At 75.7% G+C, this 14,136-nt stretch carries 12 protein-coding genes; 8 read left to right on the top strand and 4 right to left on the bottom strand.

The window, feature by feature from the left end; all coding sequences use genetic code 11:
• Nucleotides 1-125 precede the first annotated feature (125 nt).
• Together ABZ885_RS07165 and ABZ885_RS07160 are read left to right on the top strand one after the other, a co-directional pair.
• Nucleotides 126-1,343 carry a helix-turn-helix domain-containing protein gene (locus ABZ885_RS07165; protein ID WP_360184324.1) on the top strand — a complete coding sequence of 406 codons (1,218 nt, stop codon included), beginning with the start codon at nt 126-128 and terminating at the stop codon, nt 1,341-1,343.
• A gap of 52 nt (nt 1,344-1,395) precedes the next feature.
• On the top strand, nt 1,396-1,848 hold the full coding sequence (locus ABZ885_RS07160; protein WP_360184322.1) for a hypothetical protein: 453 nt from the start codon (nt 1,396-1,398) through the stop codon (nt 1,846-1,848).
• Nucleotides 1,849-1,894: 46 nt separating this feature from the next.
• On the opposite strand, the gene ABZ885_RS07155 is transcribed toward ABZ885_RS07160, so the two are convergent.
• Nucleotides 1,895-2,653 carry a DapH/DapD/GlmU-related protein gene (locus tag ABZ885_RS07155; protein ID WP_360184319.1) on the bottom strand — a complete coding sequence of 253 codons (759 nt, stop codon included), beginning with the start codon at nt 2,651-2,653 and terminating at the stop codon, nt 1,895-1,897.
• 190 nt (nt 2,654-2,843) lie between these two features.
• On the opposite strand from ABZ885_RS07155, the gene ABZ885_RS07150 reads away from it, so the two are divergent.
• Nucleotides 2,844-3,617 (top strand): maleylpyruvate isomerase family mycothiol-dependent enzyme, encoded by a 774-nt coding sequence (locus ABZ885_RS07150; RefSeq protein WP_360184316.1) that lies wholly within the window; start codon nt 2,844-2,846, stop codon nt 3,615-3,617.
• Between the two features lie 46 nt (nt 3,618-3,663).
• Here ABZ885_RS07150 and ABZ885_RS07145 read toward each other — a convergent pair whose 3' ends face one another.
• Nucleotides 3,664-4,437, bottom strand: coding sequence for an enoyl-CoA hydratase family protein (locus tag ABZ885_RS07145; RefSeq protein WP_360184313.1), 774 nt, complete (start codon nt 4,435-4,437; stop codon nt 3,664-3,666).
• 237 nt (nt 4,438-4,674) lie between these two features.
• Here ABZ885_RS07145 and ABZ885_RS07140 point away from each other — a divergent pair, with 237 nt between their 5' ends.
• Nucleotides 4,675-5,472: an ATP-grasp domain-containing protein gene (locus ABZ885_RS07140; protein ID WP_360184310.1), complete on the top strand. Its 798-nt coding sequence runs from the start codon at nt 4,675-4,677 to the stop codon at nt 5,470-5,472.
• 73 nt (nt 5,473-5,545) lie between these two features.
• Nucleotides 5,546-5,986, top strand: coding sequence for a RidA family protein (locus tag ABZ885_RS07135; protein ID WP_360184307.1), 441 nt, complete (start codon nt 5,546-5,548; stop codon nt 5,984-5,986).
• Between the two features lie 11 nt (nt 5,987-5,997).
• On the opposite strand, the gene ABZ885_RS07130 is transcribed toward ABZ885_RS07135, so the two are convergent.
• On the bottom strand, nt 5,998-7,470 hold the full coding sequence (locus tag ABZ885_RS07130; RefSeq protein WP_360184305.1) for an MFS transporter: 1,473 nt from the start codon (nt 7,468-7,470) through the stop codon (nt 5,998-6,000).
• A gap of 85 nt (nt 7,471-7,555) precedes the next feature.
• Between ABZ885_RS07130 and ABZ885_RS07125 the strand changes: the two genes are divergently transcribed.
• Together ABZ885_RS07125 and ABZ885_RS07120 are read left to right on the top strand one after the other, a co-directional pair.
• Nucleotides 7,556-8,548, top strand: a complete 993-nt coding sequence (locus ABZ885_RS07125) for a helix-turn-helix domain-containing protein (protein ID WP_360184302.1) — start codon at nt 7,556-7,558, stop codon at nt 8,546-8,548.
• A gap of 244 nt (nt 8,549-8,792) precedes the next feature.
• Nucleotides 8,793-11,123 carry a glycosyl hydrolase family 18 protein gene (locus ABZ885_RS07120; RefSeq protein WP_360184300.1) on the top strand — a complete coding sequence of 777 codons (2,331 nt, stop codon included), beginning with the start codon at nt 8,793-8,795 and terminating at the stop codon, nt 11,121-11,123.
• A 126-nt stretch (nt 11,124-11,249) separates the two neighbouring features.
• Here the strand turns inward: ABZ885_RS07120 and ABZ885_RS07115 are convergent, their stop codons facing one another.
• Nucleotides 11,250-12,398: a geranylgeranyl reductase family protein gene (locus tag ABZ885_RS07115; RefSeq protein ID WP_360184393.1), complete on the bottom strand. Its 1,149-nt coding sequence runs from the start codon at nt 12,396-12,398 to the stop codon at nt 11,250-11,252.
• Between the two features lie 301 nt (nt 12,399-12,699).
• Here ABZ885_RS07115 and ABZ885_RS07110 point away from each other — a divergent pair, with 301 nt between their 5' ends.
• Nucleotides 12,700-14,067 carry a dipeptidase gene (locus ABZ885_RS07110; RefSeq protein WP_360184298.1) on the top strand — a complete coding sequence of 456 codons (1,368 nt, stop codon included), beginning with the start codon at nt 12,700-12,702 and terminating at the stop codon, nt 14,065-14,067.
• The last annotated feature ends 69 nt before the right edge of the window (nt 14,068-14,136 follow it).

Genomic DNA, 14,136 nt, shown 5'->3' with positions numbered 1-14,136 from the left:
TCCATCATGCGGCCGCCCCTCCGGCCCGGCCCTTGGGTGTCCCCCAGACCTGGACGGTGTTTTCTGTGACCGGTCACAACCCACCTGCACACACCCCCGGTTGGCGGATCCCGGTAATAGGCGGCGTGCCCGCCGACCAGCGACTGCTCGGCGCCGTACCGGAGTTGACCGAGTCCGTCATCGCCGCCCTGCTGGCCCGGGTGCCGACCTACCGCCGGCTGCCGCGCGAGCAGGTCACCGGCGAGCTCGCCCAGGTCACCGAGCGCCGGATCCGCGCCCTCGCCCAGGCCGTCCGCACCGGACTCCCCGCCCCCGAGGCCGAGTTCACCGATGTCCGGGAGGCCGCCGCCCGCCGCGCCGAGGAGGGCGTGCCGCTCGACGCCGTCCTGCTCGCCCACCACCTCGGCATGGAGGTCTGCTGGGAGCTGGTCACCCGGCACGCCCGCGACGGCGACGCGGCCGACCTGCTCGTCCTGAACCGGCTGCTGCTCGACCAGCTCCGCCAGGCCACCACCACGGCCGGGGCCGGCTACGTCGAGGGGCGCCGCAGCCTCGCCGACGAACGGCACGCCGCCCGGCACGCCCTGCTCACCGCGCTCCTCGACGGCACCCCCGCCGAGGAGCACGCCGCCCGCGCCGGACTGCGGCTGCCACCCGCGTACGCGGTGCTCCGCCTCGCCGTCGCCGACCACCCCGACGAGCAGGCGCCCGGCGTCGACCGCACGGTGGCCGGCCACCGCAAACTGCGCCGGCTCCGTGCCGAACTCGACCACCGCACCCGGCAGTCGGTGCTCGGCTCGCTCTCCGCCTCCGGCGGGGTGGCGCTCGTCCCGCTGGACTGCCGGCCGGACGGCGTCCCCGCCGCCACCTGGCAGCGGCTCGCCGACACCGTGCACCGCACGGCCCGTGCCGCGGGCGCCGCCGTCCGGGCCGGTGCCGCGGCGGCCGCCCCCGCCGGGGTGCCGGACGCGGCCGCGCTCGCCCACGAGGTGCTGGAGGTTGCCCAGGCCTTCGGCCGCCCGCCCGGACTGCACCGCCTCGACGACGTGCTGCTGGAGTACCAGCTCAGCCGGCCCAGCCGTGCCCGGCCCGGACTCGCCTCCCTGATCGAGCCGCTGGCGGACGCCGGCGACCTGCTCACCACCCTCCGCACCCACCTCGCGGGCGGCCTCAACCGCCGCCACACCGCCCACGCGCTCCACCTGCACCCGAACACCGTCGACTACCGCCTGCGCCGCATCGCCGTTCTCACCGGCCTCGACCCCACCCGGCCCGCCGACCTGCTCCGCATCACCGCCGCCATCGCCGCCCACGACGCCGCCCGCACCCAGGAACCGGCCTGACGCCCGCCGGCTCCGGGAGGCATGTCGGTACCGGCTGAACACCATCCCGGCCATGGAACTCAGGGCAGAACTGTCACCCCCGCCGGTGAGCCCCGCCCGGCTGGACGCACTGTGCCGCGAGATCGACCGGATCGGCGAACTCGTCCGCACGGGCTCCCCCGGGGCACCGGCGGCGATCACGGCCTTCAACGCGGCCACCGGCCACGCCTACACGGCCCCCGACTTCGCCGAGTACGACGGCGGCCGCAGCGTGGCGGGCTTCGCCCGGGAGGCCGCCCGGCCGGCCCAGGGGCTGTCCGACATCACCCGGGAGGAGCTGGCCGAGCTGGTCCGCCGGATCCTGGCCGTTGATCCCGAACACCACTTCCACCTGCGGCTGCTGGAGGCCAACGTGCCGCACCCCGCGGTCGTCGGGCTGCTCTTCCATCCCCCGGCCGCACTCGCGGGGGCGACGGCGGAGCAGCTCGTCGACGCGGCCCTCGGCCACCGCCCGATCGCGCTCTGAATCCCGACGGCCTCCCCGCGCCGACGGCCGACCGCCCCTACGGGCCTCAGGCCCCGGACTCGCCCGGCAGGCGCAGGTCCCAGCCGGCCAGGGCGCGCAGCTGCTCGGCGGTGATGTCGTCCGGGAGCGGGCTGGGCGCGTCGTACCGGAAGGGCGGCTGCCAGCCCTCGTCGGCGGTCCAGCGGCGGACGATCTTCGCCGGGGCGCCGGCGACAACGCAGTGGTCAGGCACCTCGCCGCGCACCACCGAGCCGGCCGCGACCACCACGTTGCGGCCGAGCCGCGCGCCGGGCAGGATCACCGCCCCGGTGCCGATCCAGCTGCCGGCGCCGATCTCGACGGGCTCGTTGCGCGGCCACTGCTTGCCGATCGGGAGGTCGGTGGCCCGGTACTCGTGCGCCTGGTCGGATATGTAGACGCCGGGGCCGGTCCACACGTCGTCGCCGAGGACGATCGACTGGTGGCCGACGATGTGGCTGTCGCGGCCGATCACGCAGCCGCCGCCGATCCGGACGATCGGCTCGGGCCCGAGGTCGAGGCCGGGCAGGAAGCCGGCGCTGATGGTGACCCGCTCACCGATGATCGAGAACGGGCCGATGGTGATCCACTGCTCGTTGAAGACCGCGCCCAGCGGGAAGCTCAGCTTCGTCCCGGCGCCCAGTTCGCCGAACCGGTACGGGCCGGGGCTCTCGCTGGACACCGCGCCGACCTGCTGCACCCACTGCCAGCCCCGGTGGACGAGGCGGCCGGCGGCTCGGCGGCCGCCGGACCGGGCAGCGGAGAACAGGGAACGGGTGATCGACATGGCGGCCACGTTACCGGCCCGTACACCCGCCGCCACCCGCGAGGCGGCCAACATCACACCAGGCCGACGCCACACCCGCCGGACGCACGCCCGAGCCGACACCCGCCCGGAACCCACCGCGCCCGCCCGCCCGCACCCGCCCGGAACCCACCGGGTCCGAAATCCGCGGGCGGTGCCAGACTCGTCGACCATGAAGATCACCGAACACATCGACGCCCTACGCCGCGAGGGCGGGCTCCTCGCCGACGCCGCCGCCCGCACCGACCTCGCCGCGCCCGTCCCCACCTGCCCGGAGTGGCGGCTGCGCGACCTCGTGCTGCACACCGGCCGGGTCCACCGCTGGGCCACCGCCCACGTCCGGGACGGGCTCGCGGCGCCGCTGGACGACGACGGGCAGCGCGCGGCCTGGGGGCCGACGCCGTCGGACGACGCCCTGGTCGACTGGTTCCGCACCGGCCACGCCGCGCTGGTGGCGGCGCTCGCCGGGGCGCCGGCCGACCTCGGCTGCTGGAGCTTCCTGCCGGCCCCGAGCCCGCTGGCGTTCTGGGCCCGCCGCCAGGCGCACGAGACGGCCGTGCACCGCTTCGACGCCGACGCGGCCGCCGGGGCCGAGGGCCCGCGCGTGACCACCGCGCTGGCCCTGGACGGCATCGACGAGCTGCTGTGCGGGTTCATGGCACGCGGCCGGGCGGAGCTGCGCAGCGAGCAGCCGCGCACCGTGCTGCTGCGGGCGGCCGACGGTCCGGGCTCCTGGCTGCTGACCGTCAGCCGGGAGCCGCTCACGGTGACCACGCCGGCGGCGGACGGCGTGCGGGCCGACCTCACGGTCGCCGGCCCGGCCCGTGACCTCTACCTGCTGCTGTGGAACCGGCGGCCGGCCGAGCGGGTGGACCTCAGCGGTGACCGGTCGCTGCTGGAGCTGTGGCGGGAGACGGCCGCCGTCCGCTGGAGCGGAGCGAGCTGACCGCCCGCCGCCATACCTGCACCGGCCGCTCAGCCGACCGGGCCGCTCAGCGTGCCCAGGGCGCGGGCCGCTTCTCCAGGAACGCACGCATGCCCTGCTGGGCCTCGTCCGAGCCGAACAGCCGGGCGGACAGCTCGACCAGCTCGTCGGCGTCCCGCTCGAAGGAGCGCACCACCTCGGCGTTGGCCAGTCGCTTGGACTGCGCGAGGCCCTGCGGCGAGCCCTGGCGCAGCGCGTCCAGCAGGCCCTTGAGCGCGGTGCCGGTGGACTCCGCCGAGTCCGTCGCCTCGGTGATCAGGCCGATCCGAGCGGCCTCGGCGGCGCCGAAGACCTCGCCGGTCAGGTAGTAGCGGGAGGCCGCGCGGGGGTCCAGCTTGGGGCGCAGCGGCAGCGAGATGACGGCGGGGGCGAGGCCGAGCCGGACCTCGGTGAACGCGAAGGTGGCGGCCGGCCCGGCGAGCGCGAGGTCGGCCGCGCCGACCAGGCCGAGGCCGCCGGCCCGGACGTGCCCGTCGATCACGGCGATGACCGGCTTGGCGCAGTCGACGATGGCCCGCTGGAGGTCGACCAGGCCGCGCGGGCCGACGGTCGGGTCCGCGCCGGTCGCCTCGGAGAGGTCCGCGCCCGCGCAGAACACCTTGCCGGCGTGGCCGAGCACCACGGCGCGGACCTCCGGGTCGGCCGCGGCGGCGGCGAGGCCGGCCGTCAGCTCGGCCATCAGCCGGGTGGAGAGCGCGTTGCGGTTGTGCGGCGAGTCGAGGGTCAGGGTGGTGACGGCGTCGGTGGTGGTGACGCGGACGAGGGGCACTTCGCGGGTCATCGGTGCGGGCCTGCTTTCCGGCTGAGGGTGGGTCGGACTGCGGCGGCGCCGGTCCCGGCGGGGACGGCGCCCGGACGACTCTGACATGCCCACCCGCCGCTCGGCCAGAGCCACCCGGCACGGAAATCCGTGCCCGGCCCCGCCGGGGGCCGGTCGGGCCCGGCCGGCGGGGGGCCGAGTGGCGGGCGGCGAAACCCGCTGGTCGGCACGGCACCGGGCACGGCATCATCGGTGCCCATGACCACCGACGCCGTCCTCCTCCTCTCGCCCCGGATCAACGACACCGGCCTGCAGCTGCGGACCGCGGCGGGCCGCCGCGGGCTGCGCGTGCACACCGCGGCGGCCTGGCAGGCGCCGGAGGAGCTGCTCGGCGCGTCCGTGCACGTGTACGGCGGGCCGCTGTTCGGCGACGCGGTCGGCGGCGCGTTCGGCCTGGCCCTGCTGCAGCCGGGCGACGAGTGGCTGGCCCGGCTGCCGCGGGAGCTGACCGGCCGGGCCGTCTCGCTCACCACGCTGGCCGAGGCGCGGGCGCTGCGCCGCCCGATGTTCCTGAAGCCGCCGGGCGACAAGCTGTTCCCGGCCAAGGTGTACCCGGACGGCTCCGGTCTGCCGGGCCCGGACGCGCTGGAGGACGACACCCCGGTGCTGGCCAGCGAGGTGGTCCGGTTCCACCGCGAGTACCGGCTGTTCGTGCTGGACGGGGAGGTGCGGACCGCCTCGCGCTACGCGGTGGACGGTGACCTGGACGTCGCGCCGCTCGCCGAGGACCCCCACCGTGCCGAGGTGGCCGCCTTCGCGGCCGAGGTGCTGGCCGCCGCGGCCGGGACACTGCCGAGCGCCACCGTGATCGACGTCGGCCCGGTGGACGACGGCCGCTGGGCGGTGGTCGAGGCCAACTCCGCCTGGGCCAGCGGCGGTTACGCCTGCGACCCGGATGCGGTGCTGGACGTGGTGCTGCGGGCGGGCGGTCCGGCGGCCGTACTGGGCGAGGGCGACCGCCGGTACTGCCGTGCCCTGCCCGAGGTGGTCCGCTGAGCGCGCACCGGCCCGGGCCGGACTGTCCGGAAACCGCTGGTGTGCTGATCACCCGTCGGCCACGATGGACGGCATGACCTCTCACACCCCGCACCTCACCCACATCGCCGAGCCGCCCGGGGTCGCTCCCGGGACCGGGTACACCCAGGTCGTCAGCGGCACCGGCCGGCTGGTCGCCGTCTCCGGCCAGGTCGCGTTCGACGAGCAGCGGCGGCTGGTCGGGGCCGGCGACCCGAAGGCGCAGGCGCGTCAGGTCTTCGAGAACCTGAGCCGCTGTCTGGCCGCCGCCGGGGCCGGGTTCTCCGACGTCGTCAAGCTGACGTACTTCGTCACCGACATGGCGTTCATGCCGGCCGTGCGCGAGGCCCGGGACGAGCACTTCGGCAGCACGCCGCTGCCGGCCAGTTCGGCGATGCAGGTCGCGGCGCTGTTCCTGCCCGAGGTGCTGATCGAGATCGAGGCGCTCGCCGTGGTCCCCGACGAGCGCCCGACCGCGGGCCGCGACGCCTCCTAGCCAGGCGTGTCTCAGGCCTGTGCCAGGGCGCCCCGCCGCCGCCGGCCCCACCGGACGGCGGGGCGCATGGCGAGCCCGGCCGCCGCGAGCAGTGCGCCGAGGGCGGCCCAGCCGAGCAGGCCGAAGCCGACGACGGCGGTGCTGACCACGGCCGGTCCGATCATCAGCGCGGCGGAGGCTCCGGCGTTGTAGACGCCCTGGTAGGCGCCGTGGTCGCGCTCGCCGGCCAGGTCGTAGCTGAGCGCCCAGCCGCCGGCCTGGGCGAACACCTCGCCGAGCGCCTGCAGCGCGACGCCGCCGAGCACCGCGGCCGCGGCAACGAGCGGCGGCAGGCCGTGGGCGAGGGCGATCACCAGGGTGGAGGCGGCCAGGATCAGGCCGGCCCGGCCGCAGACCCGGGCGGCGGTGGCCGGGTCCTCGGTGCCCCGGGTGGCCCGGACCTGCAGCGCGATCACCAGCACGGTGTTGACGATCAGGGTGCCGGCGACGGTGATCCGGGGTGCGTGGGTCTGCTGGACGACCCAGAGCGGCACGCCGACCTCGAGCATCGCGAACTGCAGGCAGAGCAGCGCGTTCAGCGCCGTCACCACCAGGAAGGGTCCGTCCCGCAGCGCGGGGTTGCGCCGCCGCGCCCCCTTCGCCCGCTCCCCGGCCGCCCGTGCACCGGTCCCACCGGTTCCGCCGTCCTCCGCCGGGGCCGCAGCCGGCCGCTCGGCCGCCGGGACGCGCAGCCGGTGGAACAGCACGGCGACCACCGCGAACGACACGGCGTCACCCAGGATCGCCGTCAGGTACGCGGGCCGGCTGTCCACCTGGAGCGCGATCGCGCCGAGCGCCGTGCCGAGGCAGATGCCGACGTTGGTGACCACCCGCAGGTAGGCCCGGCCGGCCACCCGGCGGTCGGCGGGCAGCACCTCGGCGTAGAGCGCGTTGCGCACGGCGGCCGCGCCCCGGTCGACCGCGCAGACCACGCAGGCCAGCGCCAGGAAGGCGGGGTAGCCGTGCACCAGGGCGTAGCAGGCGGTGCCCACGCCGTTGACCGCGACCAGCGTCACCAGGACCGGCCGGGCTCCCCACCGGTCGGCGGCCCGCCCGGCCGGCACGCTGGCGATCACCCCGCAGAGCCCGGCGACGGTGAGGCCGACCCCGAGCTGGGCGGCGCTCAGCCCGAGCACGCGGGTGAAGAAGAGCACGTTCACGCTGAGCGAGAGGCCGCTGCCCGCGGTGTTGACGAGCGTCAGCGTCGCCAGCCGGCGGACCACCGGATCGGGGTGCAGCAGCCGCGCGGCCCACCCGGAGCCGCGCCGTTCCGCGCCGTCCGGTCCGGGGCCGACCGGTCCGCTGCCGGCCGGTCCGCTGCCGGCCGATCCCGTGCCGCCCGGTCCGCTGCCGTCCGGTCTGTCGCCGGGCCGTCCCGGGCCGGTCGGTCCGTGGCCGGGCAGGCCGGAGTCGGGTGCGGAGGTCTCCGCCGGTGAGCTGGTCATGCCCACGATCCCACCGCCTCCGTTCGCTCCCGCAGTACTGATTTAGGCTCTGCCTCAAAGGTCCGAGCAGAGCGGGGGGTGGGACGTGCACAGGTTCAGGCTGTCCCTGGCCGACCTCGCCACCACCTGGTTCGCCTGCTCGCCGATCCAGGAGGCCGCGCTCAGCCTGCGGATGTGGACCCACCCGGGCTTCTACCCGCTGCAGTCCCCCGCCTTCGAGCGGCTGCGCCCGGACTTCGAGCGCCTGGACTCCGCACTGCTGCTCTCGCTGGTCGCCGCCAACCGCTGGATCCCGGACTTCCTGACGCCCCGCCCGGTCACCCCGTCCGCCGACTTCCGCACCGAGCTGGCCGTGGTCCGGGCCCTGCCGCCCGAGCAGCTGCGCCCCGAACTCGAGCAGACCTTCCTGCCGCACGGGCAGCCGCTGCCCGCCCTACTGGCCGCCGGGCTCGCCGATCCGGCCCGGCTGCTGGCCCGGATCGCCGACGCGCTGGAGGAGTACTGGGAGGTCTGCCTCGCGCCGGGCTGGTGGCCGCAGGCCCGCACGGTGCTGGAGGCGGACCTGGTGTACCGGGCGCGGGTGCTCTCCCAGTACGGCGCGGCGGCGCTCTTCGCCGACCTGGACCACCGGTTGCACTGGGAGGACGGGGTGCTGGCGATCAACCGCCGCTGGTCGGGGCAGGACGGCGACATCACCGTGGACGGGCGCGGGCTGGTGCTGGCGCCGACCTTCTTCGCCCGCGGCGCGATCACGATGATCAGCAACGACCGCCCGCCGCAGATCAGTTATCCGGCCCGCGGGCAGGGCGGAATGGCCGGTCCGGCGGCACCGGTGACCCGGCGCGCCCTGGAACTACTGCTCGGCGCGCCGAAGGCCCGGCTGCTGGCCCTGCTGGCCGAACCGGCCTCGACCACCGAGCTGGCCTACCGGCTGGGCGTCACTCCGGGCGCGGTCAGCCAGCACCTGGCGGTGCTGCACGAGACCGGGCTGGTGACGCGCGCCCGGAACGGCCGCTCGGTGCTCTACAGCCGCAGCCCGCTCGGCGACGAGCTCACCGGCGGCCCGCGCCGGGGCTGAGCGCGTCCAGCGGCGCGCACCAGGCCCGAGCGCGTCCCGCGGTCCACGCCGGGACCGAGCACGTCCGGCGGCACCAACTCCCCACTGGTACAGACCTGTTGACGCATTGGTCCAGTCCTCCTACAGTGCCCGTGGCCCCCGTCTCCCGACGGCGCGGGCACCGACCGGCCGTACCCCACCGGCCGCGCACCACCCGCACGGTTCTGCACCACCCTGTCCAACCCCCACCGCCGCAGGGAGAACCATGTCCGTCCGACCCCGGCCCGCGCGCCTGCGGGCCCGCCGCCCGGCCCGCCGCCCGCGGCCGCGCAGCAGACTGCTGACGCTGCTCGCCGTCCTGCTCCTCCCGCTGACCGCGCTCACCGCCCTGGCCGCCCCGGCGAACGCCGCCGGCCGGCTCACCGCCGCCTTCACCACCGCCGACAACGGCTCCTGGTGGAAGGGCACCTACGTCGTCCGCAACGACAACGCCGCCGCCGTCTCCGGCTGGACGCTGGAGTTCGACCTGCCGGCCGGCGTGACGGTCCAGAGCAGCTACAACGGCACCGCGACGGTCAACGGCCGCCACGTCACCGCCACCAACGCGTTCTACAACGCGAACGTCCCCGCGCACGGCACCACCGAGCCCTACAGCTTCTGGTTCGTGGCCAACGGCCCGACCGGCACACCGGCCGGCTGCCGGGTCAACGGCGACAAGTGCGACGGGAGTCCGGACGTGCCGCCGTCCGCGCCCGGCACCCCGACGGTCACCGAGTCGACCGCGCACAGCCTCGCGCTGACCTGGCCGGCCGCCGCCGGCGGGGACTTCCCGGTCGCCTCCTACGAGGTGCTGAACGGCGCCACCGTGCTGGGCACCAGCACGACCACCGCCACCGTCGTCACCGGGCTCACCCCGGCCACCACGTACACCCTGACCGTCCGGGCCAGGGACACCCGGGGCACCACCGGCCCGCCGAGCCCGCCCGTCACCGCCGCCACCGTCGACCCGGCGACCGACCCCGTCCCGCCCACCGCACCCACCGGCCTGCGCGCCACGACGGTGAACTCCACCGACGTGACGCTCGCCTGGAACGCCGCCACCGACAACCGGCGGGTGGCCGCGTACGACGTCTACCAGGGCGCCGCGCTGGTGCGGTCGGTGACCGGCGGCACCCTGGCCGCGACCGTCGACGGCCTGTCCCCGTCCACCGGCTACACCTTCACCGTCAAGGCCCGGGACGGCGCCGACAACACCTCTCCCGCCTCGGCGCCGCTCGCCGTCACCACCGCGGACCTGGTCGGCGCCGGACAGTACGCCCGGGTGGGCTACTTCACCCAGTGGGGCATCTACGGCCGCCAGTACTTCGTGAAGAACCTCGACACCTCGGGCAGCGCGGCCAAGCTCGACGTGATCAACTACGCCTTCGAGAACATCGACCCGGTCAACCTGACCTGCCTGGCCGGCGTCACCAAGGGCACCACCGCCGACCCGCAGGACCCGGACCAGGGCACCGGCGCGGGCGACGCGGACGCCGACTACGCCCGCCCGATGAGCGCCGCCCAGTCGGTGGACGGCACGGCCGACGACGGCTGGGGGAAACTGCGCGGCAACTTCAACCAGTTGAAGAAGCTCAAGGCCAAGTACCCGCACCTGAAGGTGGTCGTCTCGCTCGGCGGCTGGACGTACTCCAAGCACTTCTCCGACGCGGCCGCCACCGACGCCTCCCGGCAGAAGTTCGTCAGGTCCTGCATCGACGTCTGGATCAAGGGCAACCTGCCGCTCTACAACGGCGCCGGCGGCGACGGCGTGGCGGCCGGCATCTTCGACGGCATCGACCTCGACTGGGAGTGGCCCGGCTCCGCCGACGGCCACGCCGGCAACCACCACAGCACCGCCGACAAGGCCGACCTGACCCTGCTGCTGGCCGAGTTCCGCAAGCAGCTGGACGCGCTCGGCGGCCCGCACCGGCTGCTGACCGCCTTCACCCCGGCCGACCCGGTCAAGATCGGCCAGGGCTGGGACCTCTCGAAGATCTTCGGCTCCCTGGACATCGCCAACGTCCAGGGCTACGACTTCCACGGCGCCGGCAGCGACAACTCGTGGGAGCCCGGCCGCACCGGCCACCAGGCCAACCTCTACCCGGACGCCCAGGACCCGTACCCGGACCACTTCAGCGTCGACACGGCCGTCCGGGCCTACCTCGACGCCGGGGTCAACCCGCGCAAGCTCACCATCGGCATCCCGTTCTACGGGCGCGGCTGGCAGGGCGTGGCGGACGGCGGCGCGGCGGGCGAGTGGCAGACCGCGACCGGCGCGGCGCCCGGCCAGTTCGCCGAGGAGGCCGGCACCCGCGGGTACCACAACCTCCTCACCGCCTTCCCCGGGCTCACCGTCCGGCACGACACCCAGTCGGTCGCGGCGTACGGCTACACCGGCGCGGGCGGGCAGTGGTGGACCTTCGACGACGCCTGGTCGATCGGCCGGAAGGCGGCCTATCTGAAGTCCAGGAACCTGCTCGGCGCGATGATCTGGGAGATGACCGGCGACACCCCGGACGGCACGCTGATCACGGCGCTCGACACCGGCCTCGGGTGAGCCCCCGGGCCGGCTGAACCACCCCGGGGGCGGGCGCATCCCGCGCCCGCCCCCGGAGGTCCGCCCGGGCCGGCCCCAGCGCGGGCCGCCCGGAGCCGCCCCAGCGCGGGGCGAGCGCGGCCGGCCTCAGCGCGAGGCGAGCGCGGCCAGCCTCCGCGCCGACCGGTACTGCCGCATCACCTGCGCGAAGGTGGTGTGCCCCTGGGTGGTCCGGGCGAAGGCCCGCCAGGCCGGCGCCACCAGGCAGACCGCGGCGTGGAACAGGTACGGCCGGCGCTCGAAGGCCGCCAGCATCTGCTTGCCGGCCCGCATCTCCACACCCAGCCCGGCCTTGATGGCGAAGGCGTAGTTCAGCGCCTCGCGCCGCACCTCCGCCGCGCTGCCCGCCTCGGCCACCTTGACCGCCCACTCGCCGGCCAGCCGGCCCGAGCGCAGCGCGTACGAGATGCCCTCGCGGGTCCACGGCTCCAGCAGGCCGGCCGCGTCGCCGGCCACCAGCACCCGGCCGCGGGAGAGCGGCGAGTCCTCGGCCCGGCAGCGGGTCAGGTGCCCGGACTCCACGCTCGGCGGGAACCCGGCCAGCCCCAGCTGCTGGATGTAGTCGGCCAGGTACTGCTTGGTCCGCTCGCCGTCACCGCGGGCCGAGATCACCCCGACGGTGAGGCTGCTGGACTCCGTCTTCGGGAAGACCCAGCCGTAACTGCCGGGCAGCGGGCCCCAGTCGAGGTGGATCCGGCCCGCCCAGTCGGCCGCGACCGAGGCCGGGACGGGGATCTCCGCCTCCAGGCCGAGGTCGATCTGGTCGAAGGAGACCCCGACGTGCCGGCCGATCCGGCTGGCGCTGCCGTCCGCGCCGACCACCGCGCGGGCCTCGAAGCTGCGCCCGTCGGAGGCGGTGACGACGGCCGTGCGGTGGTCGCCGCCGCGCTGCTCCACCCCGGTGACGGTCACTCCGGTGACCAGCACCGCGCCCGCCTGCTTGGCCGCCTGCACCAGGCGCAGGTCGAACTCGTCCCGGTTGACCAGCCCGAACAGCATCCGCTTCGAACGCCGCGTCCGGGTGAACCGGCCGCCGTACGCGAAGGTGACGGCGTGCACCCGGTCCTGCAGCGGCAGCCGGAAGTCCGGCGGCAGGCTGTCCCGGGACGGGCCGATGATGCCGCCGCCGCAGGTCTTGTACCGGGGGTGTTCGGCCTTGTCGAGCAGCAGCACGCGGCGGCCCTGCGTCGCGGCGGCGTGCGCGGCCGACGCCCCGGCCGGTCCGGCGCCGACCACGACGACGTCCCAGACGCCGTCAAGGCGGTCGGGGCCGGCCGCCGCCTGGTCAGGCTGCGGCCCGGACGGCTGTCCGGACGCCGCGGCGTCGAGCGGGCTACGGGGATCGGAGCTTCCGGAGTCAGTCACGTCGAGCAATCCTATGCGGCCGGGTGACCCGGCGTCCGTCGCGGCACCCCGAACATCCGCCCGCACCCGCAGCCGACCGTTCGGGCTCGGCCTATGATCGGCGGTACCCCAACCCGACACCGTCCGTCCGGGTCACCCCGCCGGACGGACGCCAGTCCCCCGGAGCACCCGCATGCCGCAGCAGCCCCTGGCCGACGCCGTCCGGTCCCTGATGGACCGGGCCCGCACCGACCTCGCCGAGCTGGTCGCCTTCCCGTCGGTCGCCGACCCGCGCCAGTTCCCGGTCGAGGAGTGCCGCAAGGCCGCCCGGTGGGTGGCCGACGCCTTCGCCGCCGAGGGCCTGACGAACGTGCAGCTGCTGGACACCCCGGACGGCACCCAGTCCGTGTACGCCGAGCTGCCCGGCCCGGCCGGCGCGCCGACCGTCCTGCTCTACTCGCACTACGACGTGCAGCCCCCGCTCGACGAGGACGCCTGGCTCAGCCCCGCGTTCGAGCTGACCGAGCGCGACGGCCGCTGGTACGGGCGCGGCGCGGCGGACTGCAAGGGCAACATCCTGATGCACCTGACGGCCCTTCGGGCGCTGCGCGAGGTGTACGGCGACGCGTACCCCGTCGGCCTGAAGATCATCGTGGAGGGCTCGGAGGAGCAGGGCACCGGCGGCCTGGAGCGGTACGCCGAGGCGCACCCCGAGCTGCTCGCCGCCGACGCCATCGTCATCGGCGACACCGGCAACTTCGCAGCCGGCCTGCCCACCGTCACCGCCTCGCTGCGCGGCATGACCGTGGTCGAGGTGGCGGTCACCACGCTGGCCGGCAACCTGCACTCGGGGGCCTTCGGCGGCGCCGCCCCGGACGCCCTGCAGGCCCTGGTGAAGATGCTGGCCTCGCTGCACGACGAGCACGGCGACGTCGCGGTGGCCGGGCTGGCCAACGACCAGACCTGGCCCGGCGTGCAGTACACCGACGAGCAGTTCCGGGCCGACGCCAAGGTGCTGGACGGGGTCGCGCTGACCGGCACCGGCACCGTCGCCGACCGGCTCTGGGCCCGCCCGTCCGTCACCGTGCTCGGCATCGACGCCCCGCCGGTGATCGGCGCCACCTCCTCCGTCCAGGCCGCCGCCAAGGCGCTGGTCAGCCTGCGGGTGCCGCCGGGCACCGACACCGACGCCGCGCAGGACGCGCTGGTAGCCCACCTGGAGGGCCGGGTGCCGTTCGGTGCGCAGGTCCGGATCGAGCGGCACGGCAACGGCGCCCCGTTCAGCGCGGACACCTCCGGCCCGGCGTACGAGGCGATGGGCGAGGCGATGGCCGAGGCCTTCGGCGTCCCGATGGTCGCCTCCGGCGAGGGCGGCTCGATCCCGCTCTGCAACACGCTGCAGACCCTCTACCCGCAGGCCGAGATCGTGCTGATCGGCGTCGAGGAGCCGACCACCCAGATCCACGCGGTCAACGAGAGCGTCGACCCGCTGGAGCTGGAGCGGATGGCGCTGACCGAGGCGCTCTTCCTGCGCCGCTACGCGGAGCTGCGCAAGGCCTGACGCGCCGCGGGGGGGGGGGGGGGGCGGCCCCCCCCCCCCCCCCCCCCCCCCGCCCCCCAAGGCACAGTC

Source organism: Kitasatospora sp. NPDC047058, assembly GCF_040643935.1.
Lineage (GTDB): Bacteria > Actinomycetota > Actinomycetes > Streptomycetales > Streptomycetaceae > Kitasatospora.
Note: the sequence above shows the minus strand (reverse complement) of the source record. Positions and strands in the feature narration are given on the sequence as shown.

Excerpts from the sequence above, each read along its gene's own strand:
- ABZ885_RS07160 (WP_360184322.1), top strand. The coding sequence starts at position 1,396 with ATGGAACTCAGGGCAGAACTGTCACCCCCGCCGGTGAGCCCCGCCCGG.
- ABZ885_RS07155 (WP_360184319.1), bottom strand. The coding sequence starts at position 2,653 with ATGTCGATCACCCGTTCCCTGTTCTCCGCTGCCCGGTCCGGCGGCCGC.
- ABZ885_RS07150 (WP_360184316.1), top strand. The coding sequence starts at position 2,844 with ATGAAGATCACCGAACACATCGACGCCCTACGCCGCGAGGGCGGGCTC.
- ABZ885_RS07145 (WP_360184313.1), bottom strand. The coding sequence starts at position 4,437 with ATGACCCGCGAAGTGCCCCTCGTCCGCGTCACCACCACCGACGCCGTC.
- ABZ885_RS07140 (WP_360184310.1), top strand. The coding sequence starts at position 4,675 with ATGACCACCGACGCCGTCCTCCTCCTCTCGCCCCGGATCAACGACACC.
- ABZ885_RS07135 (WP_360184307.1), top strand. The coding sequence starts at position 5,546 with ATGACCTCTCACACCCCGCACCTCACCCACATCGCCGAGCCGCCCGGG.
- ABZ885_RS07130 (WP_360184305.1), bottom strand. The coding sequence starts at position 7,470 with ATGACCAGCTCACCGGCGGAGACCTCCGCACCCGACTCCGGCCTGCCC.
- ABZ885_RS07120 (WP_360184300.1), top strand. The coding sequence starts at position 8,793 with ATGTCCGTCCGACCCCGGCCCGCGCGCCTGCGGGCCCGCCGCCCGGCC.
- ABZ885_RS07110 (WP_360184298.1), top strand. The coding sequence starts at position 12,700 with ATGCCGCAGCAGCCCCTGGCCGACGCCGTCCGGTCCCTGATGGACCGG.